Raw genomic sequence first — 24,322 nt, 5'->3', positions numbered from 1 at the left:
TGAATCCGCGCCGGGAGAACAGAGCGGTGATCCGGGCGAGGACACCGGGCTTGTTCTCGACGAGGACGGAGAGATCTCCGGTGCCGGTCAGCCCCGGGCCGCCTCGCCCAGCAGTGCCTTCGCGATGATGACCTGCTGGATCTGGCTCGTGCCCTCGTAGATGCGGAAGAGGCGTGCGTCGCGGTAGAAGCGTTCGACGGCGACCCCGCGCATATAGCCTGCTCCGCCGTGGACCTGGACCGCGCGGTCGGCGACCCGCCACACCATCTCGCTGGCGAAGTACTTCGTGCAGGACGGGCCGATCTTGGTGTCCGTACCGGCGTCGAACGCGCGGGCGGCCTCCAGGACTGTGGCGCGGCCCGCGTAGTAGTCGGTCATGGAGTCGGCGATCAGGCCCTGTACGAGCTGGAAGGAGCCGATGAGCTTCCCGGACTGGCGGCGGGTGCGGGCGTACTCGACTGACTCGTCGACCAGCCGCTCGGCCATGCCCACGCACAGGGACGAGATGTGCACCCGGCCATGCGCGATGCAGCCCATGGCCGTGGCGAAGCCCCGGTTCAGCCCGGCCTCGCCGCCGACGAGGGCGGACGCCGGTACGCGGACGTCGTCGAAGTACACGTCCGCGGTCCAGGCGCCGAACTGGCCCATCTTGTGGTCCTTGGGAGCCACGGTGAGGCCCGGGGTGCCGGCCGGGACCAGGAAGGTGGAGATGCCGCGGGTGCGCGGGGCGTCGGGGTCGGTGCGGGCGAAGACCATGAAGACGTCGGCGAGCGGGGCGTTGGTGATGTACCGCTTCGCGCCGTTGATCACCCAGTTCTCGCCGTCCAGGTGCGCCCTCGTGGTCAGGGTCGAGGGATCGGAACCCGCCTCCGGCTCCGTGAGCGCGAACGACGCCAGTACGTCACCCGAGGCGATCCTCGGCAGCCAGTCCGCCTTCTGCTCCTCGGTGCCGCCGACCATCAGGACGTGCCCGGCGATGCCGTTGTTCGTGCCGAACATCGAGCGCAGGGACGGAGTGGTGTAGCCCAGTTCGAACATCAACTGGGCCTCCTCGTACATCGACAGCCCCAGCCCGCCGTACTCCTCGGGCAGCGCGAAGCCGAACAGGCCCATCTTCTTGGCCGCCTCGCGGATCTCCGCGGGCATCTCGTCCTTCTCGTCGATCTCCGCCTCAAGCGGTACGACGCGCTCGCGCACGAAGCGCCGGACCTCGGACAGCACCGCGCTGAAGTCAGCCGCGTCCATGTCGACTCCCTTATTGCCCTTGGTTAGCTGTTTCTGTCTCGTCCGGCTTCCGGTCCGGTCGGTAGCACGCGGCCAGCAGCGCGGCGGCGCTCGCCGTGCCGATCCCCACGGCGAACAACGCGGGCCCCACGCCCACGCGTTGGCGACGCAGCACACCATCCAGCGAGTACCTGCCGGGGCCCATTGCCGCCAGGGCGACGGCCGCGCCGCCCACGACACCGACGTACTCCCAGCCGCCCTTGAAGACGAAGAATCCCTTGCCCCGATGGTCGGTTCGCGCCGCCACGGTCATCAGGCCGACGGCTGCCGCCGCCGGGAGGGGGTTGGCCGCGCCCAGCGCGATCCCCACGCCGGCCGCCATCTCCGTCCCGGCGGCCATCCGGGCGTGCACCTCGGCGGGCCGCAGCCCGAGCGACTCGAACCAGCCCGTCGTGCCCTTGAGTCCGCCCGGCCCGGCGACCTTGTTCCAGCCGTGCGCGAAGAGCATCGGGCCCAGCGTCGCGCGCAGGACGAGCGCGGCGACGTCATGGCCCCGTGCCCTCACTGGCCGACTCCCGTGGCCCGGCCCGCAGGGGCGACACCGTACAACTGAGGTACGGCGTCCACGAGTTCGTCATAGGTGAGGGCTTGTCCCGACGTGCTGGGGTGGACGCCGGCGACGGTCCAGCCTTGGAGCCGGTTCAGCCGGTTGCCCTCGATGCGCAGGACCTGGCCGGTCAGCCAGGCCGCGCTGTCGGAGGCCAGGTAGACGACGACGCCCGAGGCGTTGGCGGGGTCGCGCGGATCGAAGCCGTCGACGGCCCGTAGCGATTCCCCGACGGACAGGCCGTCCGTCATCCGCGTGGCCGCGATCGGCGAGATGGCGTTCGCGGTGACGCCGTACTTGCGCATCTCCAGGGCGGTGAGGACGGTGAGCCCGGCTATTCCGGCCTTCGCGGCGCCGTAGTTGGACTGCCCTTGATTGCCGAACAGGCCTGTCCCGGACGTGGTGTTGATGACCCGGCCGGTGACGCGCTCCCCCCGCTTCGACGCCTCGCGCCAGTACGCGCACGCGTGCCGGGTCAGCGCGAAAGTGCCCTTGAGATGGACCGCGATCACGGCGTCGAACTCCGCCTCGGTCATCGAGAAGAGCATGCGGTCGCGCACGATCCCCGCGTTGTTCACGACGATGTCGAGGCGCCCGAACTCCGCGACCGTGTCCGCGACCAAGGTCTCGGTCGCGGCCCAGTCCGTCACCGACGCGTGGTTGGCGACCGCCTGCCCGCCCAACTTGGTGATCTCGGCGACGACTTCGTCGGCGGGGGAGTCGCCGGTGCTCTCCCCGTGCACGCCGGAGCCGAGGTCGTTCACCACCACGGTCGCGCCGGCCTCGGCCAGCGCCAGGCAGTGCGCCCGGCCCAGACCCCGGCCGCCGCCGGTCACGACGGCGACCTTGTCGTCGAGGATGCCCACCTGCTACCTCCCGGTTGTGTCGAGTTCGCGGAGTACGTCGTCGGTGTGCTCGCCGAGCGTTGGCGCACCGCTGCGCGGTTTGTCGTCAACACCCCAGAAACTGACGGGTGTTGCCACGGTCCGCAGCGGTGGGGCGTCACCCATGCCGGGCTGTTCGACGAACGCCCCCACTGCTTCGGCCTGCGGATCGGCCGCGACCTCCGCGAGCGTCTGCACCGGCGCCCACCACACGCCCTCGGCGTCGAACCGCCGCGCCCACTCGTCCAGCGGCCGACGCGCGAACTCCTCGTCGAACACTGCGATCAACTCGCGTACATGCGCGCGCCGTTGCTTGCCCGTCGCGAACCGTTCGTCCGTCTCCAGGTCCGCGCGGCCGAGCGCCTTGACGACGCCGGGCCAGTGCCGGTTGCCCTCCAGGCCGACCAGCCAGAACCAGCGGTCGTCGGCGGCCCGGTAGGAGTTGTAGAGCGGGGACTCGTGTTCGGTGCGGTGGCGGGTACGGCCGCGCCTGCCGAAGAAGTTCTGGAGGGCCAGGTCGTTGCCGTTGGCGTACGTGCCGGACCGCAGCAGCGATACGTCCACCACGCCACCCGCGCCGGTGCGTTCGCGGCGCAGCAGCGCGGCGAGCACGCCGGCGACCAGGTTGGCCGCGGCCGTACGGTCACCAAGTCCCGGGCGGATGCCGGGCGGTGGTTCGCCCGCCGGGTTGAGCATGGCGGCGATGCCGGGCCGCGCCCAGAAGGCGGAGACGTCGTACCCGGCACGGTCGCGCTCCGGGCCCGTCCAGCCGTAACCGGTCAACGTGCCGACGACCAAGCGGGGATGGCGGGCGCGCAGTTCGTCCGGGGCCAGGCCCAGGCGTTCCAGCGCGCCGGGGCGGAGGTTGGTGACGAAGACGTCGGCGCGCTCCAACAGTCGTTCCAGGATGCCCTTTCCGTCCTCCGCGCGCAGGTCGAGGACGATCCCGCGTTTGCCGCGGTTGTCCGTCTCGAACGGGGGCGCGCTGTCGATGTCCTGGCCGACGTGCCGGAGCGTGTAGCGGTTGGGGTCGCCGGTCGGCGCCTCCACCTTCACCACGTCCGCACCCCAGTCCGCGAGCATGGTGGCTGCGGCCGGAGCCGCCACCCACATGCCCAGCTCGACGACCGAAATGCCTTCCAGTGGCCGCACAACCCACCTCCCTGTCTGTCGGTCCGCCCGCTACTTGCCCTGGAAGTCGCCGGGTCGGCGCTCCCGGAAAGCCTTCAGTCCCTCGGCCTGGTCCTCGGTGGAGAACAGCACCGAGACGGTCTCGCGCTCGTACGAGATCGCCGCGTCCAGGTCCATCCCGAGGCCGTAGTCGATCAGGCGTTTGCCCGCCGCGAGGGCCAGCGGGGCCCCGGCCGCCAGCGCGGCGGCGAGTGCCTCGGCGACTCCCAACGCCTCGCCGGGCTCGGTGAGTTCGTTGACCAGGCCGAGCGTGTACGCCCGTTCCGCGTCGATCGGTTCGCCGGTGAGGATCATCTGCTTGGCGATCGCGGGCGGGATCAGACGCGGCAGCCGCTGGGTGCCGCCCGCACCCGGCAGCACGCCGAGCTTCATCTCGGGCAGGCCGAGCCGCGCGCCCTGCTCGGCGACCCGCAGGTCGCAGGCGAGGGCGAGTTCGAGGCCGCCGCCGAAGGCGAACCCGTGGACGGCCGCGACCGAGGGCTTGGGGAAGTCCGCCAACAGCGCGTACGCGTCGGTCAGTCGCTGGACGAAGGAGTGGAACTGCCGTGGCGCCGTGAACGACTCGATCTCACCGATGTCGGCCCCGGCCGAGAAGGCCCGGCCCGCCCCGGCCACGACCAGGGCGCGTACGTCGTTGTTGTCGCGCAGCTCGTTGAGGGCCTGCGTGAGCCGGTCCACGGTCTCGGACCCGATCGCGTTGAGCTGCCCGGGCCGGTCGAGGGTCAACACGGCGATCCGGTCCCGGAGTTCGACACGCAGCACGGTGTCCACCTCAGACCATCGTGAGGCCGCCGCTGACCGAGAGCGTCTGCCCGGTCATGTAGGCGGCGTCGTCGGACGCGAGGAAGGCCACCACACCGGCGATGTCGGCGGGCTGGGCGACGCGGCGCAGCGGGATCGCCCGCAGGGTCGCGTCGTACATCTTCTGGCTGTACTCGGCGACCTGCCCGAGCAGCGCGGTGTCGGTGGGCCCCGGGCAGACGCTGTTCACGGTGATGCCGTGCCGGGCGACCTCGCGGGCGAGGGCCTTGCCGAAGGCGATGACACCGCCCTTCGTCGCTGAGTACACGACCTCGCCGGAGGAGCCGACCCGGCCGGCGTCCGAGGCGATGTGGACGATCCGGCCGCCGCTCCGCTCGATCATCGGGTCGAGGACGGCCCGGGTCATCGTGATCGTCCCGCGCAGATTGACGGCGATGATCCGGTCCCAGGTCTCCTCGTCGCTGTCGACGAACCGGCCGATGACATCGACGGCCGCGTTGTTCACCAGGACGTCCACCGGGCCGAGTTCGGCGGTCACGCGCTCCACGGCCGTACGGACGGCCGCGCTGTCGGAGATGTCCGCGCCGACTCCCGCGGCGCGCACGCCGTACCGCTCCGCGAGCAGGCCCGCGACCTTGCCGGCCGCCTCCGCGTCCAGGTCGCAGACGGCGACCGCGGCTCCCTGGGCGGCGAGCCGGTCGGCGATCGCCTCGCCGATGCCTCGGCCCGCTCCGGTGACGAGCGCCACCTTGTCCCGTACGCTCACGCGCCCTCCCTCGCCCGGCTGCCGATACAGCGCTATCGTATAACTACTTCAGCTAAATAAGCGAGATGCCTGAGCGGAGCGGAGTCGAGCATGCGCCGAACGATCTTCACCGAGGAGCACGAGCTGTTCCGGGAGACCGCCCGCTCCTACTACCTGCGGGAATGCGCTCCGTACGCCGAGCAGTGGGAGCGGGACGGGCAGGTGAGCCGGGCCGCGTGGGCGGCGGCGGGCAAGGCCGGACTCATCGGCTGGCAGTTCCCCGAGGAGTACGGCGGCCAGGGGATCTGGGACTTCCGCTACAACGCCATCATGGCCGAGGAGATGGCGGCCACCAGCTCGGTCGGCATCGGGCTCGGGCTCCAGAACGACGTCATCCCGCCCTACCTGACGCGCCTCACCACCCCTGAGCAGAAGGTCCGTTGGCTGCCCGGGGTGACGAGCGGCGAGACGATCTGCGCGCTCGCGCTGTCCGAGCCGGCCGCCGGATCCGACCTCAAGGCGATCCGTACCACCGCCCGCCGGGACGGCGACGAGTGGGTGATCGACGGGTCCAAGACCTTCATCACCAACGGCATCCTGGCCGACCTGGTCGTCGTCGCCTGCAAGACCGACCCGGACGCCGGACACAGGGGCATCAGCCTGATCGTCGTCGAGCGGGACACGGAGGGCTTCGAGCGCGGGCGCAAGCTCGACAAGGTCGGCATGAAGGCGCAGGACACCGCCGAACTCTTCTTCCACGAGGTCCGCGTCCCCGCCGAGAACCTCATCGGGCAGGAGAACCGCGGTTTCTACCACATGATGGGCAACCTCCCCACCGAGCGCCTCGCCATCGCCGTCTCCTCACTGGCGGCGGCCGAGCGGGCGTACGAACTGGCACTGGACTACGCCAAGACCCGAACCGCGTTCGGACAGCCGATCGGGGAGTTCCAGGCCAACCGGTTCGCCCTCGCCGACATCAAGGCCAAGCTGGGCGCCGCCCGCGTCTACGTCGACGGCTGCATCATGGCCCTGTTCCAGGGCGAGTTGACGGCCGAGGAGGCCGCCGCGGCCAAGTACTGGACCTCGGAGACCGGCTGGCAGGTCATCGACCGCTGCATGCAGCTCTTCGGCGGCTACGGCTACGTCAACGAGTACGAGATCGCCCGGATCTGGCGCGACAGCCGGGTGCAGCGGGTGTTCGGCGGAACCTCGGAGATCATGCAGGAGATCATCGGGCGCTCGCTGGGGCTGTGACACCGGTCGAACGCATTGACTGGCTTGGATAAATAGGTTAGCTATTTAAGCGAGATGTGCGAGATGCGGGATGCGGCTCAAGGAGGCAACCGTGGTCACGGTCGACGTGAAGCTGCACCAGGACAGAGCCAAGCACGACCTGCCGCGCCCCCGCCTTGTCATCGGCGGCAAGGACGTCACCGACACGAGCGGCGGCCAGTACGAGCATCGCAACCCGGCGACCGGCCTCGTCCAGGCGCACATCCCGCTCGCGGGCCCCACCGAGGTCGACCGGGCCGTGGCCGCCGCACGCCAGGCCTTCGAGGTGTGGGGCACCATGCGCCCCGCCGACCGGCGACGACTGCTCACCCGCTTCGCGCAGCTCCTCCGTGACCACATCCCCGACTTCGCGGCGATCTGCCCGCTAGAGAACGGCATCTGCGTCGGCGGCTGGGCTTCGAACGTCGGACCGCATGTCGCCGAGTGGACCGAGTACTACGCCGGCTGGGCCGACAAGATCGAGGGCATGGTCGGCGCGGCCTACAGCCCGCACGAGAACGTCGAGTACACCATCGCCGAGCCCTACGGCGTCATCGGCCACATCATCACCTGGAACTCACCCGCACTGTCCCTGGCCATGAAGGTCCCGCCCTCGCTCGCCGCCGGCAACACCGTGGTCATCAAACCGGCCGAGTCCACGCCGTTCTCCGCGCTGCTCTTCGCCGACCTGGCCCGCGAGGCGGGCATCCCCGAGGGGGTCGTCAACGTCGTCACCGGACTCGGTGACGCGGGGTCGGCCCTGGTCACCCACCCCGGCGTGGACAAGATCTCCTTCACCGGAGGCCCCGCCACCGCACGCCGCATCATGGCCGACGCGGCACTGACCCTCAAACCCGTCCTGTTCGAGCTCGGCGGCAAGTCCGCCAACCTGCTCTTCGCCGACACCGACCTCGACACCGTGGTGCCGTACTGCGCGGCCTTCGCCATGAGCAACACCGGCCAGGGCTGCGCACTGCCGACCCGGCTGCTGGTCGAGCGGTCGATCTACGACGAGGTCGTCACGCGCGTCGCCGGAGTGGTCGCGCACCTGCCCGTCGGCGACCCGCTCGACCCGGCGACGTACATCGGACCACTCATCGACGCAACCGCCCGCGACCGGGTCCAGAGCGTGATCGACAAGGCGGTCGAAGGCGGTGCGGGACGGCTCGTGTTCGGCGGTGAACGCATCGACGCCGACGGCTACTTCGTCTCCCCGACCGTCTTCGCCGACGTCGACAACCGCAGCGATCTCGCCCAGCAGGAGATCTTCGGCCCGGTCCTGGCCATCACCCCCTTCGACACGGAGGACGAGGCCGTCGCCCTCGCCAACGACACCGAGTACGGCCTGTCCGCCTACATCCAGTCCCGTGACATCGGACGCGTGAACCGTCTGGTGCCCCGCCTGAGAGCCGGGACGGTCTACGTCAACCCGGGCCCGAACCCCATCAGTTCGCCCACCACACCGTTCGGCGGCGTCGGGACGAGCGGGTTCGGCCGGGAGGGCGGCAAGGCGGGTCTCGACGAGTTCGTCCACGTCAAGGGTGTCGGCATCAGCCGCGTCTGACACCCGCCTTCCGAAAGCCCTGGGAGCCAAGAGCATGCATTCCGCCCGCCGCCTGACGTTCGGCGACATCATCCGTGAGCACCGAAGGTCGTTCCCCGACGGCATAGCCCTCGTCGACGGCGAAGTCCGGCTGACCTGGCCGCAGTTGGACGAGCGCACCAACCGCCTCGCCCAGGCCCTCACGGTCGCCGGGGTCGGCCCCGGTGACCGTGTCCTCTGGCTGGGGCAGAACTCCTTCCGCATCTGGGAACTGCTCGGCGCCGCTGCGAAGATCGGCGCCATGGTGTGTCCCGGCTACTGGCGCTGGGCCGCCCCCGAAATGGCGTTCGCCGTCGAGGACTTCGACCCCCGGGTGGTGATCTGGCAGGACGAGGAGATCGGCGACACGGTCGGCAAGGCCAGGGCCGAACTGGGCAGCGACCACCGGGCGTTGTGGCTGCGGCACGACACCGAGGGCCCCGGCTCCTACGAGTCCTTCCTGGCCTCCGGCGCGGCCGAGGACCCGGCCGTCGACGTCGACCCGGACTCCGCGCTCCTGGTCATCTACACCGCGGCGATCTCCGGACGCCAGTCCGGCTCGATGCTCTCGCACCGCAACCTCCTTGCCATGGGCGCGAGTTCCGCCTGGATGGGAGACATCGGCACGGAGGCCGCCTTCCTCGGCGCCGGGCCGATGTTCCACATCGGCAACTACCAGTTCTGGGGTGTCCCGGCCTTCGTGCACGGTGGCAAGAACGTCGTCGTCCGCCGGGTCGTCGCCGAGGAGTTGCTCCCGCTGCTGGCTCAGGAACGGTGCACGCACGCGTACCTCATGCCCCCGACGATCGCCCAACTCGTCGCCCTCAACAAGGAAGCGGGCCACGACCTCTCGCACCTGCGCGCCAGCGTCGCCGCCCCCCTGTGGCAGGGCACGGTCCCCACCGACACCAGCCGCTTCACCCGCAACGGCGGCGGCGAGGGCCGGGGTTACGGCCAGACCGAGGTGACCGGCTTCGCCGTGACCGGCGCCTACGGCGGCACGGGCACCGGCAACGCGGGACGCCCCGGCCCCTTCACCGCCGTACGCGTCCTGGACGGCACCGGCAAGGAGTGCGAGATCGGTCAGGCCGGCGAGATCTGCGTGCGCGGCGACCTCGTGCACCTCGGCTACTGGAACCGGCCCGAGATCAACGAGGAGCGTTTCCGGTTCGGTTGGTGGCACACCACCGACCTCGGCCGGCGCGAGGCGGACGGCACGATCAGCTTCCTCGGCACCACGACCCGCATGCTCAAGTCGGCGGCCGAGAACATCTTCCCGGCGGAGGTGGAGAACTGCATCGAGTCCCACCCGGCGGTGAAGGAGGCCGCCGTGATCGGCGTCCCGAACGAGCGCTGGGCGCAGGACGTCAAAGCAGTCGTCGTCCTCCACCCGGACGCCGAGGCGCTCACGGCGGCCGACGTCATCGAGCACTGCCGGGCGCGGATCGCCTCGTACAAGAAGCCGAAGACGGTGGAGTTCGTCGAGGCGCTGCCGCGCACCAAGGACTTCGCCAAGGATTACGAGGCGCTCGACGAGCGCTTCGGCGGGGGCGGCTATCCCGGCGGCGACACACTCGGCGCGGGACGGTGACGCCGTGAACGACCGGCAACCCGTCGTCGTCGGCATCCACGCCACCGAGCAGGCGCTGTCCCTCCCGCACCGCGACGCGATGGGCCTCGCCCTCGAAGCGGTGCGCGGCGCGATCGAGGACGCCGGACTGACCCCGGCGGACGTCGACGGCGCCCAGGTCGACTGGCCCGGCCCGGGCGGTGTGCCCGGCGAGGGCAGCTCCTGGGCGCGGATGCTCGGCCGGGACCTGCGCTGGACCAGCGACTCGATGCTCGACAACGCCGGCTCGCGGGGCCTGCTGAAGGCGGCGGCGGCCGTACGGGCGGGGTTCGCCGACACCGTCGTGGTCGGCGGCTGCAAGCTGGTCTCGCGCGGTGCGGGTCCCGTCGGCGCCGGAGTCCCGCTGGAGTTCGCCGACGTCTGGGGCAGCTACGTAGTCGCCCAGTTCGCGCTGGTGGCGGCCCGGCACATGCACCAGTACGGGACGACCGCCCGCCAGCTAGCGGAGGTCGCCGCCACGATCCGCAACAACGGCACCACCAACCCGGAGGCGATGATGTACGGCCGCGGCCCGTACACCGCCGACGACGTGCTCGCTTCCCGCATGGTGGCCACACCCTTCCACCTGCTGGACTGCTGCATCGTCGGCGAGGGAGGCGCCGCCCTCGTGGTGACCACCGCCGAACGGGCCAGGGACCTGCCCCACCCGCCCGTCGCGGTGCTGGGCGGCGGCATGGAGTACCACCAGGCCGCGTACGCCAACCCCGCGCTGTACCGGGAGGTCGGCCAACTCGGCCGGGACGCGGCGACCCGCGCCTACGCCATGGCGGGCATCGGCCCGCAGGACGTGGACGTCTTCTCCCTCTACGATCCCAACTCCTTCGAGATCATCCGGCAGTTGGAGATCCTCGGGCTGTGCGACGAGGGCGAGGGAGGGCCCCTGGCCGCCAGCGGTGCCATCGCCGTCGGCGGCAAGCACCCCGTCAATCCCGACGGCGGCTGCCTGGCGTACGCGTGGAACGGAACCCAGCAGATGACCCTCAAAGTCGTCGAGGCCGTACGGCAGTTGCGCGGCACCGCCGTCCACCAGGTAGAGGGCGCGGAGCTGGCGGTCGTCGGCAACGCCGGCTCCGGCGCGCAGCACTACGAGATGAGCGTGCTCGGGAGGAGCCGATGAGCCGGCCCGTACCCGTCCCCACTCCGCTGTCCCAGCCGTTCTGGGACGCGGCCCGGCGCGGTGACCTCGTCGTCCCGCACTGCCCGGCCTGCGGGCTGCGCTTCCTCGTGCCCGAACCCGCCTGCCCCGGCTGCATGTCGACGGACTGGCGGTACGCGCCCAGCGCCGGCCGGGGCACCGTCTACTCGGTGACCGTGGTCCACCGTGCACCCGGACCCGGCTTCGAGACACCGTTCGCGCTGGCCGTGATCGACCTGGACGAGGGCGGCACCCTGCTGTCCCACGTCGACGCGGGCGACCCGGACGGCGTGACCATCGGCATGCGGGTGCGCGTGGACTTCCGGCCCCTCACCGACGAGATCACCCTGCCGTACTTCGTGCCGGTCCCAGGTGACTGAAGGAGATGGATGCCGTGGCGAACACGCCGGTGCGGGTCCCCAAGATGGCCGAACTGGTGGCGGCACAACTGCGCCGCAAGATCGTGCGCGGGGAACTCGCCGAGGGGGAGGCGCTGCCCGCCGAGACGGCCCTGATGGCGGAGTTCGCCGTCTCCCGGCCGACACTGCGCGAGGCGTTCCGGGTGCTGGAGTCGGAGTCGTTGATCAGCGTGCGCCGGGGCGCCCGGGGCGGGGCACGGGTGCAGGTCCCGGAGGGCACGGTCGCCGCCCGCTACGCGGGAGTCGTCCTTGAGTACCGGGGTACGACCCTCAAAGACGTCTACGACGCCCGTACGGTCATCGAGGCGCCGTGCGCCGGTCTGCTGGCCCAGCGCCGCACGGACCGGGACCTGGACCGGCTGCGGGCCTCCGTCGCCGAGGCCGAGGGCCTCATGGACGACCCCTCGGCCTTCATCCGTGCCCACATGGAGTTCCACGCCCTTGTCGTCGAACTCGCCGGCAACGAGACACTGAGCGTCCTCAACGGCATGGTCCGGCACATCATCGACCAGGCCAACTGGTCCCACGTCGACCTCGACGCCGGCAGCCCCGAGAACATCCGGGCCAACCGCAGGGGCTTCCGCGCCCACGGCGCCCTCGTCGAACTGGTCGCCGGGCGCCGGACCGAGGCCGCCGAGGAGCTGTGGCGCCTCCATCTCCAGGAGGCCGAGGACTATCTGCTGCAGAGCAGGTCCATGACGACGGTCCTGGACCTGCTCGGCTGATGTGCCGTCAACTCCCGTGCAGCTCTTGGACGATGGGCTCCCACACCTCGGCGTCGATCTCGTACGCGGTGTAGAAGGACACCCGGTCGACCAGGTTCCCGTACCGGCGCCTGATCTCGCCCGCGACCCGCTCTGGCTCCGCGACGACCGCGAAGGTGTGCAGGACCTCGTCGTCAACGAGCCCGCCCATGGCCTCCCACTTGTCCTCCCGGGGCGACTTCGACAGCGCGTTCAGCTCGTCGCCGAGTTCGCCCCAGCCGTGCAGCTCCAGGACTCCGCGATACGCGGGTGTGCTGCCGTAGAAGGCGATCTGGCGGCGGGTGCCGTCGATCGCGCGGGCCAACTCCTCCTCGGTGCGGCCGGTCGCGGTGAGGAGGAGATGGGAGACGGAGAAGTCGCCGCGCGTACGCCCGGATCGGTCGAGGCCCGATTCGACGGTCGGGAGGGTGACTTCACGCAGATACCGCTCGGTGGTGAAGCCGTGCGCCAGGAGCCCGTCGGCGACCTCGCCCGCGACCCGGGTCATCGCCTCACCGACCGCGGCCACGAAGACCTTCGGGGCGCCGCCGGGAGCGGGCGGGGGAGAGAAGAACGGGGACATGAGCGTGTGCGTGTAGAAATCGCCGCGGAAGTCGAGCTTCTCGCCCTCGTTCCAGGCGGCCCAGATCGCGCGCAGCGCGCTCACGTACTCCCGCATACGGGCGGCCGGGCGGCTCCACGGCATGGCGAAGCGCCGCTCGATGTGCGGCTTGATCTGACTGCCGAGTCCGAGGGAGAAGCGCCCGCCGGAGTAGGTCTGCAAGTCGTGTGCGGTGTAGGCGAGTTGCATGGGGGAGCGGGCGAACGCCACCGCGATCGCCGTGCCCACCTCCAGCCGTTCGGTGTGCTCGGCCGCGAGCAGCAGCGGCAGGAACGGGTCGTGTTTCGACTCCGAGGCCCACAGGCCGTCGTAGCCCGCCTTCTCGTGGTGGAGGGCCTCCGCCACGACCTCCGCGGTACCCCACACACTGAGCTTTCCGTCGACCTTCATGCCGCTCCGTCCACTGTGACCGCGTCCAACCCGATGCGTCGCGCGAGCAGTTCGCGGTGGTACGCCGGGTCTCCGAACAGGAGTTGAGATGTCTTGGCCCGCTTCAGATACAGGTGGGCCGGGTGCTCCCAGGTGAAGCCGATGCCGCCGTGGACCTGGATGTTCTCCGCCGTCGCCTGTAGACACGCGTCGGAGCAGAACGCCTTGGCCAGACTCGCCACCGCGGGCAGCTCCGGGTCCTCGTTCGCTGCCGCGAGGAGCGCGAAGTGCGCGGCGGCACGCGCCGATTCCACTTCGAGGAGTACGTCGGCGAGCAGGTGCTTCACGGCCTGGAAGGAGCCGATGGGCCGCCCGAACTGGTGCCGCACCTTGGCGTACTCAACCGCCATGTCCAGCGCGCGGGAGGCCACCCCGACCTGCTCGGCGGCGAGCGCCACCGCGGCCCGGTCGAGCACCTGCGCGACGAGATCCCAGCCGTCGCCGTGCGTACGCAGCCGGGTCGCCGGTACGTCGTCGCAGTCGAGGCGGGCCTGCCGACGGGTCGGGTCCATCGTGGGCAGAGGAGTGCGGGTGAGTCCGGCCGCGTCGCCGTCTACGCAGAAGACGCCGATGCCGTCGTCTGTCCGGGCGACGGTGAGGACGAAGTCCGCGCTCGCACCGTCGAGGACGAACATCTTGTGTCCGGTGAGCAGCCAACGCCCTTCCGATTCACGGGCGTTGAGCTGGACCCCCGTCGCATCCCAGCGGGCCGAGTCCTCGGTCAGGGCCAGCGTCAGGACCAGTTCGCCCGAGGCGAGCCCCGGCAGCAGACGCTTGCGCGCGTCCTCGTCGTCGCAGCGCAGCAGCGTGGTCGTCGCCAGCACGGCCGACGAGAGGAAGGGTGCGCACGCCAGCGCCCGGCCCAACTCCTCCATGACCACGCCCACTTCGACCGGCCCGCACCCGGCACCGCCGTACTCCTCGGGAACGGCCAGTCCCTGAAGGCCGAGTTCCGTCCCCATCCGGCGCCACAGCGCCCGGTCGAAGCCCTCCGGTGTCTCCATCAGCCGCCGTGTCTCGGTCTCGGGCGAGGTGTCCGCGAGGAACGCCCGTACCGTGCGCCGCAGTTCCTCCTGCTCGTCACTGAACGCGAAGTCCATGCCGCTCAGCCCTCCGCACCGGCTCGGCGACGACCGCGCGAGGCGATGATCTGCTCCACCGCGGCGATGTGGCCCGGGTCGTGCATGCTGTCCCGCTCCGCGAGCAGCGCCGGTTCCAGCACGGCGGCCATGGCCTGCTCCAGATGCAGGTTCACCGCCCGCTTGGTCCCGCGCAGGGCCTGCACGGGCAGGGCGGCCAGCCGTCCGGCCAGGTCCATAGCCTCGTTCAGGAGCTTGTCCTTCGGTACGACACGGTTGGCGATGCCGAGCCGGACCGCCTCCTCGGCGCTCACCCGCTCACCCAGGAACAGGAGTTCCTTCGCCCGGGTCAGGCCGACGAGCAGGGGCAGGACGAGCGCACCGCCGTCGCCCGCGACGAGACCGACCTGGACATGTGGGTCGGCCACATAGGCGTCGTCCGCGATCAGCACCAGGTCGCTCAGCAGGGCCAGGCTGCAACCGAGGCCCACGGCGGGCCCGTTGACCGCCGCGATCACCGGCAGCGGGCAGCGGACCAGGCCGGTGATGATCCGCCGGGCCTCGTCGACGTTCTGCTGCCGGAAGGCGGGGTCGCGCTGGACCCGGGTCATGATGTCGAAGTTGCCGCCGGCGCTGAAGGCCCTGCCCCGGCCGGTGAGTACGACCACCCGGGCCTCGGGGTCGTCGGTGACCGTGTCCCAGACCGACGCGAGGCCCAAGTGCAGCTCCTCGCTCATCGCGTTGAGCTGGTCCGGCCGGTTCAGCTCGATCAGCCGGACCGGCCCGATGGCCGTCACCACCAGATCCGTCATCTCCACCGCCACCATCCAGGAACAGTTCAGTAGAGTTGAATGCTATAACTAATTGAGCTTTATGAGAACCAGGTCGTGGAGTGCCGAGCCCGACGGAGGACGCGCATGCCGGAGCAGGAGTACGAGACCGTGCGGGCCGAGGTGGCGGAGCGGATCCTCACCGTCACGCTCAACCGGCCCGAGAAGCTGAACGCCTTCAATCCGCAGATGATGGGCGACCTCCTCGACGTCTTCGACGCGGCCGACGCCGACGACGACGTGCGGGTGATCGTGGTGACCGGTGCCGGGCGTGGGTTCTGCGCCGGCGCCGACGTCAGCTCCGGCGGCTCGTCCTTCGACCATCGCAGGGCGGGTGCCTGGCACCGGGACACCGGCGGCCGGGTCGCGCTGCGGATCTTCGCCGGCACCAAGCCGGTCATCGCGGCGATCAACGGCCCCGCGGCCGGCGTCGGCGCCAGCATGACCCTGCCCATGGACATCCGGCTGGCCTCGACCTCGGCGAAGTTCGGCTTCGTGTTCGCGCGCCGCGGCATCGTGCCGGAGTCCGCGGCGAGCTGGTTCCTGCCCCGGGCCGTGGGCATGCAACGGGCCATGGAATGGGTGGCCACCGGCCGTGTCTTCGGCCCCTACGAGGCTCTGTCGGCCGGGCTGGTCCGCTCCGTCCACCCGCCGGAGGAGCTGCTGCCGGCGGCGTACGAACTCGCACGGGAGATCGCCGAGAACACCTCGGCGATCTCGGTCGCCCTCTCCCGTCAGATGATGTGGCGGATGCTCGGCGAGCCGCACCCGATGGCCGCGCACCGCCTCGACTCGCGGATCATGAGCCAGATTGGCGGCGGCCCGGATCCCGTGGAGGGCGTCGAGTCCTTCCTCGCCAAACGGCCGCCCGAGTTCCCGGGCCGGGTCAGCAAGGACATGCCGGCCGTTTATCCCTGGTGGCAGGAGGAGGAGTTCCGGCCCTTGGGGGAGTAGGCGAAACCGGCAGCGGTGGCCGACTCGCGGTCCCTTGCGCACTCCGGATCATGGTGCGCACTCGGGATCATGGCTGAAACGCGCCGACCACCGTCTCGGCCCAGGTGGCGGCCGACCTCGCCCTCGACACAGACCGGCCCCCGCGCGACACTTTGACGGATCGAGGAGATCTGTCCGAAACATTGTCGTCGTTTCCCTGAAGTGTTAGCGTCCGGACGGCGGGCATTCAGTTGAATGCGTTAGCTATTCCGCCCGGGACGGTGACCATGAGCGATGGTTTCCTGCAGGAGTCTTTCCACGGTGTCGACTGGGGAGTCGCCACCGTGGACGCCATCGCGGCTCCGCCGCCGCCCCCGCCGGAACGCGCGGGGCACTTCCGGCAGTGGACCGACGACATCCGGCAACTGGTCGGCGTCACGCCCGACACGCACCGGATGGTCGCCGGATGGCCGCTGCTCCAGCCCGACGGCCCCGGCAGCTGGGACCACGCGGCCCTGGACCGCTGCGACCGCGAACTCGACTCCCTGCTCGCACTCGGTCTGCGCCCCTGTCTCACGCTGTTCGACCGGTCGCTGCCGTCCTGGCTGGAGGAGCGCGGGGGCTGGCTGGAGCGTGACACGGCCGAGCACTTCGCCGCGTACGCCGCCGAGCTGGGCCGTCGCTACGGAGATCGCGTCACCCGCTGGATCACCTCCACCGATCTGGCCGGACCCACCCTCGCCGACCACGTGGCCGGGATGTACACACCAGGCCGGGGCATCGGCCGCGCCGGCCTGCCCGCCGTCCACCACATCCTGCTCGCCAACGGGCTCGCGACCCGCGCTCTCCGCGAGGCCGGCGTGAGCGGCCGGGTCGGGACGACGGTCACCCTCGTCGGCGGTTACGCGGCCACCGAGGACCCCTTCGACCGGCTCGCCCTGGACCGCCTGCTGAGCTGGACCAACCGCCTCTTCCTCGACCCCCTGCTGCTCGGCGAGCACATGGTGACCGAGGACGACGTCTCGCCGATCGAGGACACGGGCTGTGTGCGCCCCGGGGACCTGGACGTCATCGCCACCCCGCAGGACCTGCTCGGCCTGTCCTGGCACACCCCGTTCCGCGTCACCGCACCGGAGAACCTCGCCCGCGCCCTGCCCGCCGACAAGTGCCAGAGCAGGCTCAACGAGGTCAACCGTCTCCTCGTCGGTCTGGGCTTCGCGATCGTCCCCTTCGACGACGTGGAGACCACGGCGTACGGCTGGCCCATCCTCCCCGAGGGCCTGGCCGACGCCGTCGCGGACCTCCACGATCTCTACGGCGACCTGCTGCCGCCGCTGTCCGTCGTCGACAACGGCATGGGCGACCTGGACCTTGTCGACGAGACCGGCCACAGCGACGACTCCCGCCGCCGGTCCCTGCTGCGCGCCAGGCTGTCCTGGCTGGGCCGGGTCATCGAGCGCGGTGTGGACGTCTGCGGCTACGAGTACTGGTCGGTGCTCGACAACCTGGAGGCGAAGTTCCGCTACACCCGCCTCTACGCGATGGCCGTCCCCGACCACGAGCCGCCGCCGCGCCCGCCGATGCCCTCGGACTGGCTGCGGGCCGGAGCCTTCGCGGGCCCCGAGGCACCGGGTCCTGCGGCCGGGTTGACCCTGGTCCCGCCCGGCCCCCGGGATCAGCGCGTCGGAGCCTCGTAGTCCCGGCCCCGGATCAGTCGTACCGGCGTGTAGACGAGCACGTCCTCGTTCCGCTGGTTGCGTACGGTGATGCGGCTCGTCACCACACCCCGGCCGGGCTTGCCGGACGGCCGGCAGCCGGTGGTCTCCACGACGGCGTACAGCGTGTCGCCGACGTACACCGGTCCCTGCACGGTCAGCTCCATGTGCAGGAAGGCGAGGCCCGTGCCGTGCAGCACGTTCGTCTGGAGCACGAGCCCTTCCGCGATGCAGTACGTCAGCGCGCCCGGGACCAGCCGCCCGGTGTAGCCGCCGTCGGCCGCGTGGGAGGCGTCCCAGAAGAGCGGCTCGTTGAAGCCGCCCCAGGTGACGAAGTTGACCAGGTCGGTCTCGGTGACCGTGCGGCGGGCGGTACGGAAGGCCTGCCCGACCGGCATCTCCTCGTAGGTCAACCCCCTTACCAGCGGGGGGATTTCGGTTGCCGTGGTGGGCTCTGCCGTCATCGCGCGCTCCTCGTGCCTCGTGCGTCCGTGGGTCACAGGTCGATCGGGTGCTTGCCGCCCACGCCCTCGAAGTCCGGGGCGCGCTTCTCGCGGTGGGCGGCGAGTCCCTCGACGACCTCGTGCCCGCCGAAGCCGAAGAACTCCAGCCCCAGCGAGGCCTCGAAGAGCGGCTGGGCCGTGCGGTACCAGTGGTTGAGGGACCGCTTGGTCCAGCTCAGCGCGCTGACGGGCCCGGCGGCCAGCAGGGTCGCGACGCGCAGCCCCTCTGCGTGCACGTCCTCGTCGTCCACGCACTTCGAGACCAGACCGATCCGCTCGGCCTCCTCACCGGTCAGCGCCTCGCAGGTCAGCAGGTAGTACTTGGCCTTGGCCATCCCGCACAGCAGCGGCCAGCAGATCGCCGCGTGGTCACCGGCCGCCACCCCGAGCCGAGTGTGCCCGTCGACGATCTTCGCCTTGCGCCCGGCGATCGAGATGTCGGCCAGCATGCCGATGACCAGCCCCGCACCGACCGCAGGACCGTGGATCGCGGAGACCACCGGCTTCGAGCAGTTGATCACCCCGTAGACCATGTCCCGCGCCTCCCGCATCGTCCGGGCCCGCACGGCGTAGTCCTCGGTCATGGCCTCGATGGAGTCGAAGGTCCCGCCGGCCGAGAAGGCCTTGCCCGCTCCCTGGACCAGCACCGCGCGGGTCTCCTCGTCCCGGTCGACGACCGGCCAGACGTCGGCCAGTTCACCGTGCATGCGCGGATCCACGGCGTTGAGGTTCGGCGCGTCGAGCACGATGCGCAGCACACCGGGCGCGGGCCGCTCGAAGGTCAGGCTCGTGAACGGGGCGTAGGGATCGGTCACGTCGCGCTCCTGGTGTATTCAGTGCGGATACTATAATTATCTAACTGTATCGAGAGGCGGGCGGCAAGCGTCCGGCACACGGGCGCACCGAGGACGGGAAGCTCGGCATGGATCTCACCTTCAGCGAGGAACAGGACGAACTGCGCACGGTCGTACGGTCGTTCCTCACCCGGCACGCCACCGAGGCCGACGTGCGCCGCCTGGCCGCCGACCCGCACGGACACGACCCGCGGATCTGGCGGCGGATGGCCACGGAGATCGGGCTCCAGGGCCTCGCCGTACCGGAGGAGTACGGCGGCTCCGGCTTCGGCTACGTCGACCTCGGTGTCGTCTTCGAGGAGACGGGCCGCGCCCTGCTGTGCGCGCCGTACTTCGCCACCGTCGCCCTGGCCGCCGAGGCACTGCTGCGCTGCGACGACGTGGCCGCCCGCGCCGACCTCCTCCCGGGCATCGCGTCCGGCGAGACGGTGGCCACGCTCGCCCTCACCGAGGACGACGGACGCTGGGACGAGCGGGGCATCCGGCTCACCGCCCGCGAGGAAACGGGTAGTTGGCGGCTTACGGGAGTGAAGACCTACGTCCCCGACGGCCACCTCGCAGACCTGCTCCTGGTCGCCGCGCGCACCCCCGCCGGCGTCAGCCTCTTCGCGGTCGAGACCGCAGACACCCCCGGCCTGACCCGCACCCCACTCCCCACACTCGACCAGACCCGCAAACAGGCCCGCATCACCTTCACGGACACCCCCGCCCGCCTGCTGGGCACCGACGGCACGGCCTGGCCCGCGCTCGAACGCACCCTCGCCACGGCCGCCGTCCTCCTGGCCGCCGAACAGGTCGGGGGAGCCTCCGCAGCCCTGGACGCGTCGGTCGCGTACGCCAAGATCCGTGAGCAGTACGGCCGCCCCATCGGCTTCTTCCAGGGCATCAAGCACAAGTGCGCCGACATGCTCGTCGAGATCGAGTCCGCCCGCTCGGCCGCGTACGCCGGACTGTGGGCCCTGGACGCCGGTGACGAGACGGAGATCGCGGTGGCCGCGGCCCTCGCCCAGGCCTTCTGCTCCGAGGCGTTCACCAAGGTGGCCGGCGACACCATCCAGGTCCACGGCGGCATCGGCTTCACCTGGGAGCACTCCGCGCACCTCTACCTGAAGCGGGCCAAGAGCTCCGAGGTGCTGCTCGGCACACCGGCGTACCACCGGGAGCTGCTCGCCGCCCGGCTAGGCATCTGACACCCAGGAGAGGCAGACATGGAAGTGGACTTCGGGCCCGCCGTACGCGACTTCCGCGACGAACTGCGGGACTGGTTCGCGGACCACCTCGTGGGGGAGTTCGCCGAGCACCGGGGCGTGGGCGGCCCCACCGACGGCGCGGCCTGGGACGTGCGCCTCGCCTGGGACCGCGAGCTGTCGGCCGGGAACTGGCTGGGCGTGGGCTGGCCGAAGGAGTACGGCGGCCGCGGCCTCGGACTCCTGGAGGAGATCGTCTTCGAGTACGAGTACGCCCGCGCCGACGCCCCCTACCGCGCCACCGTCAACGCCCTCGACCTGCTCGGCCCGATGCTCCTCGCGATGGGCGACGAGGCTCAGAAGAAGCGTTTCCTGCCCCCGATCCTCGCCGTCGAGGAACTGTGGGGGCAGGGCTTCAGCGAACCCGGCGCGGGCTCCGACCTGGCGTCCGTTCGCACCCGCGCCGAGCGCGATGGCGACGAGTGGGTGGTCAACGGCCAGAAGGTGTGGACCTCGTTCGGCATCCACGCCGACTGGCTGTACGTCCTCACCCGCACCGACCCCGACTCCCGGCGCCACAAAGGCCTGACGTTGCTGCTCCTCCCCACCGACCAGCCCGGCGTGGAGATCCGGCCCATCCGCAACCTCGCCGGCCAGGACGAGTTCGCCGAGGTCTTCCTCTCCGACGCGCGCACCGGCGCGGACATGGCCGTCGGCGAGGTCGGCCAGGGCTGGCGTACCGCGATGGCCACCCTCGGCATCGAACGCGGCACCACCCTGCTGCCCCAGCAACTCGGCTTCGAGAGGGAGGCCGAGGCCCTGATCGAACTGGCCCGTGCCCGGGGCGCGTTGGGCGACCCCATGCTGCGCCGCCGGATCCTGGACGCCTGGATCTCCGTACGCATCATGCGCACCACCAACCTGCGCACCCTCGCCGAACTGACCGCGGGCCGGACCCCCGGCGCGCAGGCCACCACCGCGAAGCTCTACGCCTCGACCCGCCACCAGCAACTCGGCCACCTGGCCATGGAGTTGGCCGGACCGGCCGGGCAGATCGTCGGCGAGGACTACGAACTCGACACCCGGCAGCGCTCGTTCCTGCTCTCCCTCGCGGAGACGATCTACGGCGGTTCCAGCGAGATCCAGCGCAACATCATCGGGGAGCAGGTCCTCGGTCTGCCCAAGGAGCCGCGGCCATGACCTCGATCGAGGACCGCCTCGACCGCGTCGAGTCCCACCAGGCCATCCAGCAACTGCCCATCCGCTACGCCCTGGCCGTCGACTCCCGCGACCTCGACGCCTGGGTGGGCTGCTTCCGCCCCGACGTCGACATGGGACGCCACGGGCGAGGACGGCAGGTCCTGCGGCAGCACATCGAGCCCCTCGTGCGGGGCTTCCATCGTTCGGTGCATCACATCTGCGGCCACCGCGTCGAGTTCACCGGCCGCGACACCGCGACCGGCGCGGTCTACTGCCGCGCCGAGCACGAGGTGGGGGACCGGTGGATCGTGATGGCGATCTGCTACTTCGACGACTACGCGCGCGTGGACGGCGACTGGTACTTCTCCCGGCGCCGCGAACAGCACTGGTACGCGGCCGACGTGACCGACCGCCCCCAGGCGGTCGGCTTCAACGGCTGGGAGGGCGCGGGAGATCCGGCGCTGCCCGACGACTTCCCCACCTGGACGGCCTTCTGGAAGGAGACGTGATGGCACGGTTGGCAGGCAGGACGGCACTGGTCACCGGCGGAGGGCAGGGCGTGGGCCGGGGCATCGCGCTGGCGCTCGCGGCCGAGGGCGCGGCCGTGGTCATCACCGGCCGCACCGAGACCAAGCTGAAGGACACCGCCGGGGAGATCGCCGAGCGTGGCGGGCGGGCGTACATCGTGGTCGGAGACGTGGGGGAGCGGGGCGACGTCGACCGGATGGTGGCCGTGACGGTACGGGAGTTCGGTGGCCTCGACGTGCTCGTCAACAACGCCCAGTCCTCGGTGCAGCGACGGCTGGAGAAGACGTCGTACGACGATGTCGAACTCACCTACCGCAGCGGGCCGTTGGCCGTCTTCCATGCGATGCAGGCCGCCCTCCCCCACTTGAGGGAGAGCCGGGGCAGTGTGGTCAACCTCGGTTCCTCGGCGGCGGTGCAGGGTGAGGCGACTTTCGCGGCGTATGCCATGGCCAAGGAGGCGATCCGTGGGCTGAGCCGGGTCGCCGCGCGGGAGTGGGGGCCGTACGGGATCCGGGTGAATGTCGTCTGCCCGGCCGCGCTCAGCCCGGCGGCGGAGGATTATCTGGCCGCGCATCCGCGGAAGGCGGAGGAACTCGCGCGGGAGATTCCGCTGGGGCGGCTCGGCGACCCCGAGGCGGACATCGGCAGGGCGGTGGTCGCGCTGGTGAGCGACGACATGGCCTATCTGACCGGCGCCACGCTGATGTTGGAGGGCGGCCGGACCCTCATCGGCTGACGTCGCTAGACGACACCTCGCGCACGCAGGCCCGCGAGCTGATCCTCCGTCACCCCGGCGAGCCCGCGCAGGACTTCGGCGGTGTGCTCGCCCAGCGCGGGCGGCGGGGCGTAGCCCTCGACGGGGGTCGCCGTGAGCCGTATCGGATTGGCGAGCAGGGGCAGTGGGCCCGACACCGGATCGTCGATCTCGACCAGCATCCCGCGGTGCCGGATCTGGGGGTCGGCGAAGACCTCGGGCATCTCGTTGAACGGGCCCGCCGGCACGTCGTGTTCGTCCAGCAGGGCCAGCCAGTCGTCCCGGGTCCGGGTCCGCATGATGGCGTCGAGGACCGGGAGGATCTCCTCCCGGTGAGTGATGCGGGCGGAGGTGGTGGCGAACCGGGGGTCCTGGAGGAGGTCGGTGCGGTCGGCCGCCGCGCAGAACGCGGCGAACTGCTTGTCGTTGCCCGCGACCAGGAAGAGCGGCTTGTCCGCGCAGTGGAAGGCCTGGGAGGGGATTCCGCCGTAGCCGCCGTTGCCGCGCCGGCGCGGGACCTCCCCGGAGACCAGGTAGTTCATCGCGAAGTGCGACAGCGAGGCGAGTCCGCAGTCCAGCAGGGAGAGGTCGACGAACTGGCCCTCGCCGGTGGCGTCCCGGTGCCGCAGCGCCGCCAGGACGGCAGTCGAGGCGTACAGGCCGGTGAGGATGTCGACCATGCTGACCCCGACCTTCATCGGCTCGTCGGGGTGTCCGGAGACGCTCATCATCCCGGACATGGCCTGGAAGATGCCGTCGTAGCCGGGGCGCCCGGCATACGGGCCGGTCTGGCCGAAGCCGGTGACCGACAGATAGACCAGGCGCGGGTTGAGCGCCAGCAGGCTCTCGTGGTCGAGGCCGTACTTCGCGAGAGTCCCCGCGCGGAAGTTCTCGACGAGTACGTCCGAGCGGGCGGCGAGTGAGCGGACCAACTCCTGCCCCTCGGCGGTGGCGTGATTGATCGTCACGGACCGCTTGTTGCGGTTGCAGGAGAGGTAGAAGGCCGCGGTGTCCGTGCCGGGGGCGAACGGCGGACCGTACGTCCGTGAGTCGTCGCCGGTTCCGGGCCGCTCGACCTTGATGACCTCCGCGCCGAGGTCGGCCAGCATCTGGGTGGCGAGCGGTGCCGCGAGGATGCGGGACAGGTCGAGGACGCGGATCCCGGCCAGGGCGGTCGACGGCATCGAGGTCTCCCTCTGTTCACGGACATCGAATGAGTTATATAAATAATACATCTGGCGCCCTGGCGCGTCTCGGATGATTGCTTCAACTATCCAATTCATGTAACTATATGGATCGGCTGACCGGCCGAGACCGGAGGGCGTGCGGATGACCGTCGCGGCTAGGGGCTGTCGTCTGGATCAGGTCGGCTGTGAGGTGCGGTGCGTCTTGGCCGAGTCGAGCGGGGTCTGGTGCGTGCAGCTGCAAGGCGGAGGAGGGAGTCATGGCGGAGCCATGGCGAGTGACGACAACGCGGCAGATGTGCGTGCCAGG

25 protein-coding genes are annotated in these 24,322 nt (G+C 70.7%); 12 read left to right on the top strand and 13 right to left on the bottom strand.

Going from position 1 to position 24,322, the window contains the following annotated elements; all coding sequences use genetic code 11:
• The 7 genes from ACWDR3_RS38360 to ACWDR3_RS38330 form a co-directional block, all read right to left on the bottom strand.
• Positions 1-91: ACT domain-containing protein (locus ACWDR3_RS38360; RefSeq protein ID WP_450357211.1), on the bottom strand; the 91-nt coding region annotated here is incomplete at its 3' end.
• The gene (locus tag ACWDR3_RS38355; RefSeq protein ID WP_450357210.1) at positions 88-1,245 is read right to left on the bottom strand and encodes an acyl-CoA dehydrogenase family protein; all 1,158 of its coding nucleotides are present in this window, start codon (positions 1,243-1,245) and stop codon (positions 88-90) included. The genes ACWDR3_RS38355 and ACWDR3_RS38360, both read right to left, overlap by 4 nt.
• 10 nt (positions 1,246-1,255) lie before the next feature.
• Positions 1,256-1,789: a DoxX family protein gene (locus ACWDR3_RS38350; RefSeq protein ID WP_450357209.1), complete on the bottom strand. Its 534-nt coding sequence runs from the start codon at positions 1,787-1,789 to the stop codon at positions 1,256-1,258.
• A complete protein-coding gene (locus tag ACWDR3_RS38345) occupies positions 1,786-2,697 on the bottom strand; it encodes an SDR family NAD(P)-dependent oxidoreductase (RefSeq protein WP_450357208.1) in 912 nt (303 codons plus the stop codon). The genes ACWDR3_RS38350 and ACWDR3_RS38345 overlap by 4 nt, the downstream gene beginning before the upstream one ends.
• A gap of 3 nt (positions 2,698-2,700) precedes the next feature.
• Entirely contained in the window at positions 2,701-3,867 is a 1,167-nt protein-coding gene (locus tag ACWDR3_RS38340; RefSeq protein WP_450357207.1) for a CaiB/BaiF CoA transferase family protein, read from the bottom strand.
• 30 nt (positions 3,868-3,897) lie between these two features.
• Positions 3,898-4,677 carry an enoyl-CoA hydratase/isomerase family protein gene (locus tag ACWDR3_RS38335; RefSeq protein WP_450357206.1) on the bottom strand — a complete coding sequence of 260 codons (780 nt, stop codon included), beginning with the start codon at positions 4,675-4,677 and terminating at the stop codon, positions 3,898-3,900.
• Between the two features lies 1 nt (position 4,678).
• The gene (locus tag ACWDR3_RS38330) at positions 4,679-5,434 is read right to left on the bottom strand and encodes an SDR family NAD(P)-dependent oxidoreductase (RefSeq protein ID WP_450357205.1); all 756 of its coding nucleotides are present in this window, start codon (positions 5,432-5,434) and stop codon (positions 4,679-4,681) included.
• Positions 5,435-5,524: 90 nt separating this feature from the next.
• Between ACWDR3_RS38330 and ACWDR3_RS38325 the strand changes: the two genes are divergently transcribed.
• The 6 genes from ACWDR3_RS38325 (at position 5,525) to ACWDR3_RS38300 (ending at position 12,176) form a co-directional block, all read left to right on the top strand.
• Entirely contained in the window at positions 5,525-6,667 is a 1,143-nt protein-coding gene (locus ACWDR3_RS38325) for an acyl-CoA dehydrogenase family protein (RefSeq protein WP_450357204.1), read from the top strand.
• Between the two features lie 91 nt (positions 6,668-6,758).
• Positions 6,759-8,249: an aldehyde dehydrogenase family protein gene (locus ACWDR3_RS38320; protein ID WP_450357203.1), complete on the top strand. Its 1,491-nt coding sequence runs from the start codon at positions 6,759-6,761 to the stop codon at positions 8,247-8,249.
• Between the two features lie 34 nt (positions 8,250-8,283).
• Entirely contained in the window at positions 8,284-9,858 is a 1,575-nt protein-coding gene (locus tag ACWDR3_RS38315; protein ID WP_450357202.1) for an AMP-binding protein, read from the top strand.
• A gap of 4 nt (positions 9,859-9,862) precedes the next feature.
• A complete protein-coding gene (locus ACWDR3_RS38310) occupies positions 9,863-11,014 on the top strand; it encodes a thiolase family protein (protein ID WP_450357201.1) in 1,152 nt (383 codons plus the stop codon).
• Positions 11,011-11,412 (top strand): Zn-ribbon domain-containing OB-fold protein, encoded by a 402-nt coding sequence (locus tag ACWDR3_RS38305; protein ID WP_450357200.1) that lies wholly within the window; start codon positions 11,011-11,013, stop codon positions 11,410-11,412. Before ACWDR3_RS38310 ends, ACWDR3_RS38305 begins: the two co-directional genes overlap by 4 nt.
• Before the next feature lie 5 nt (positions 11,413-11,417).
• Positions 11,418-12,176, top strand: coding sequence for a FadR/GntR family transcriptional regulator (locus ACWDR3_RS38300; protein WP_450357199.1), 759 nt, complete (start codon positions 11,418-11,420; stop codon positions 12,174-12,176).
• A 7-nt stretch (positions 12,177-12,183) separates the two neighbouring features.
• Here ACWDR3_RS38300 and ACWDR3_RS38295 read toward each other — a convergent pair whose 3' ends face one another.
• Genes ACWDR3_RS38295 through ACWDR3_RS38285 form a run of 3 tightly spaced genes read right to left on the bottom strand, consistent with a single transcriptional unit; the run spans position 12,184 to position 15,136 of the window.
• A complete protein-coding gene (locus ACWDR3_RS38295) occupies positions 12,184-13,206 on the bottom strand; it encodes an LLM class F420-dependent oxidoreductase (RefSeq protein ID WP_450357198.1) in 1,023 nt (340 codons plus the stop codon).
• Entirely contained in the window at positions 13,203-14,345 is a 1,143-nt protein-coding gene (locus ACWDR3_RS38290; protein WP_450357197.1) for an acyl-CoA dehydrogenase family protein, read from the bottom strand. The genes ACWDR3_RS38295 and ACWDR3_RS38290 overlap by 4 nt, the downstream gene beginning before the upstream one ends.
• Positions 14,346-14,350: 5 nt before the next feature.
• A complete protein-coding gene (locus ACWDR3_RS38285; RefSeq protein ID WP_450357196.1) occupies positions 14,351-15,136 on the bottom strand; it encodes an enoyl-CoA hydratase/isomerase family protein in 786 nt (261 codons plus the stop codon).
• A 105-nt stretch (positions 15,137-15,241) separates the two neighbouring features.
• Here ACWDR3_RS38285 and ACWDR3_RS38280 point away from each other — a divergent pair, with 105 nt between their 5' ends.
• Positions 15,242-16,108, top strand: a complete 867-nt coding sequence (locus tag ACWDR3_RS38280) for a crotonase/enoyl-CoA hydratase family protein (RefSeq protein WP_450357195.1) — start codon at positions 15,242-15,244, stop codon at positions 16,106-16,108.
• Positions 16,109-16,374: 266 nt separating this feature from the next.
• On the top strand, positions 16,375-17,784 hold the full coding sequence (locus tag ACWDR3_RS38275) for a glycoside hydrolase family 1 protein (protein WP_450357194.1): 1,410 nt from the start codon (positions 16,375-16,377) through the stop codon (positions 17,782-17,784).
• Here ACWDR3_RS38275 and ACWDR3_RS38270 read toward each other — a convergent pair.
• Positions 17,763-18,266, bottom strand: a complete 504-nt coding sequence (locus ACWDR3_RS38270; RefSeq protein ID WP_450357193.1) for a MaoC family dehydratase — start codon at positions 18,264-18,266, stop codon at positions 17,763-17,765. The genes ACWDR3_RS38275 and ACWDR3_RS38270 overlap by 22 nt on opposite strands.
• 32 nt (positions 18,267-18,298) lie before the next feature.
• Positions 18,299-19,120: an enoyl-CoA hydratase/isomerase family protein gene (locus ACWDR3_RS38265; protein WP_450357192.1), complete on the bottom strand. Its 822-nt coding sequence runs from the start codon at positions 19,118-19,120 to the stop codon at positions 18,299-18,301.
• Between the two features lie 107 nt (positions 19,121-19,227).
• Here ACWDR3_RS38265 and ACWDR3_RS38260 point away from each other — a divergent pair, with 107 nt between their 5' ends.
• The 4 genes from ACWDR3_RS38260 to ACWDR3_RS38245 are packed head-to-tail and all read left to right on the top strand — an operon-like array spanning position 19,228 to position 22,810.
• Positions 19,228-20,349 carry an acyl-CoA dehydrogenase family protein gene (locus ACWDR3_RS38260; RefSeq protein WP_450357191.1) on the top strand — a complete coding sequence of 374 codons (1,122 nt, stop codon included), beginning with the start codon at positions 19,228-19,230 and terminating at the stop codon, positions 20,347-20,349.
• Between the two features lie 18 nt (positions 20,350-20,367).
• Entirely contained in the window at positions 20,368-21,546 is a 1,179-nt protein-coding gene (locus tag ACWDR3_RS38255) for an acyl-CoA dehydrogenase family protein (protein WP_450357190.1), read from the top strand.
• Positions 21,543-22,055: a nuclear transport factor 2 family protein gene (locus ACWDR3_RS38250; RefSeq protein WP_450357189.1), complete on the top strand. Its 513-nt coding sequence runs from the start codon at positions 21,543-21,545 to the stop codon at positions 22,053-22,055. The genes ACWDR3_RS38255 and ACWDR3_RS38250 overlap by 4 nt, the downstream gene beginning before the upstream one ends.
• Entirely contained in the window at positions 22,055-22,810 is a 756-nt protein-coding gene (locus ACWDR3_RS38245) for an SDR family NAD(P)-dependent oxidoreductase (protein WP_450357188.1), read from the top strand. Before ACWDR3_RS38250 ends, ACWDR3_RS38245 begins: the two co-directional genes overlap by 1 nt.
• A 5-nt stretch (positions 22,811-22,815) precedes the next feature.
• Here ACWDR3_RS38245 and ACWDR3_RS38240 read toward each other — a convergent pair whose 3' ends face one another.
• A complete protein-coding gene (locus ACWDR3_RS38240; RefSeq protein WP_450357187.1) occupies positions 22,816-24,012 on the bottom strand; it encodes a CaiB/BaiF CoA transferase family protein in 1,197 nt (398 codons plus the stop codon).
• Between the last annotated feature and the right edge of the window lie 310 nt (positions 24,013-24,322).

Source organism: Streptomyces sp. NPDC001002 (assembly GCF_053599215.1).
This window is presented reverse-complemented; position numbering and strand designations above follow the sequence as displayed.

What these genes read in the sequence shown, in the direction of transcription:
- ACWDR3_RS38325 (WP_450357204.1), top strand. Translation starts at nt 5,525, where the DNA reads ATGCGCCGAACGATCTTCACCGAGGAGCACGAGCTGTTCCGGGAGACC.
- ACWDR3_RS38315 (WP_450357202.1), top strand. Translation starts at nt 8,284, where the DNA reads ATGCATTCCGCCCGCCGCCTGACGTTCGGCGACATCATCCGTGAGCAC.
- ACWDR3_RS38255 (WP_450357190.1), top strand. Translation starts at nt 20,368, where the DNA reads ATGGAAGTGGACTTCGGGCCCGCCGTACGCGACTTCCGCGACGAACTG.
- ACWDR3_RS38295 (WP_450357198.1), bottom strand. Translation starts at nt 13,206, where the DNA reads ATGAAGGTCGACGGAAAGCTCAGTGTGTGGGGTACCGCGGAGGTCGTG.
- ACWDR3_RS38275 (WP_450357194.1), top strand. Translation starts at nt 16,375, where the DNA reads ATGAGCGATGGTTTCCTGCAGGAGTCTTTCCACGGTGTCGACTGGGGA.
- ACWDR3_RS38285 (WP_450357196.1), bottom strand. Translation starts at nt 15,136, where the DNA reads ATGACGGATCTGGTGGTGACGGCCATCGGGCCGGTCCGGCTGATCGAG.
- ACWDR3_RS38290 (WP_450357197.1), bottom strand. Translation starts at nt 14,345, where the DNA reads ATGGACTTCGCGTTCAGTGACGAGCAGGAGGAACTGCGGCGCACGGTA.
- ACWDR3_RS38260 (WP_450357191.1), top strand. Translation starts at nt 19,228, where the DNA reads ATGGATCTCACCTTCAGCGAGGAACAGGACGAACTGCGCACGGTCGTA.
- ACWDR3_RS38270 (WP_450357193.1), bottom strand. Translation starts at nt 18,266, where the DNA reads ATGACGGCAGAGCCCACCACGGCAACCGAAATCCCCCCGCTGGTAAGG.
- ACWDR3_RS38355 (WP_450357210.1), bottom strand. Translation starts at nt 1,245, where the DNA reads ATGGACGCGGCTGACTTCAGCGCGGTGCTGTCCGAGGTCCGGCGCTTC.
- ACWDR3_RS38305 (WP_450357200.1), top strand. Translation starts at nt 11,011, where the DNA reads ATGAGCCGGCCCGTACCCGTCCCCACTCCGCTGTCCCAGCCGTTCTGG.
- ACWDR3_RS38300 (WP_450357199.1), top strand. Translation starts at nt 11,418, where the DNA reads ATGGATGCCGTGGCGAACACGCCGGTGCGGGTCCCCAAGATGGCCGAA.
- ACWDR3_RS38245 (WP_450357188.1), top strand. Translation starts at nt 22,055, where the DNA reads ATGGCACGGTTGGCAGGCAGGACGGCACTGGTCACCGGCGGAGGGCAG.
- ACWDR3_RS38250 (WP_450357189.1), top strand. Translation starts at nt 21,543, where the DNA reads ATGACCTCGATCGAGGACCGCCTCGACCGCGTCGAGTCCCACCAGGCC.
- ACWDR3_RS38280 (WP_450357195.1), top strand. Translation starts at nt 15,242, where the DNA reads ATGCCGGAGCAGGAGTACGAGACCGTGCGGGCCGAGGTGGCGGAGCGG.
- ACWDR3_RS38240 (WP_450357187.1), bottom strand. Translation starts at nt 24,012, where the DNA reads ATGCCGTCGACCGCCCTGGCCGGGATCCGCGTCCTCGACCTGTCCCGC.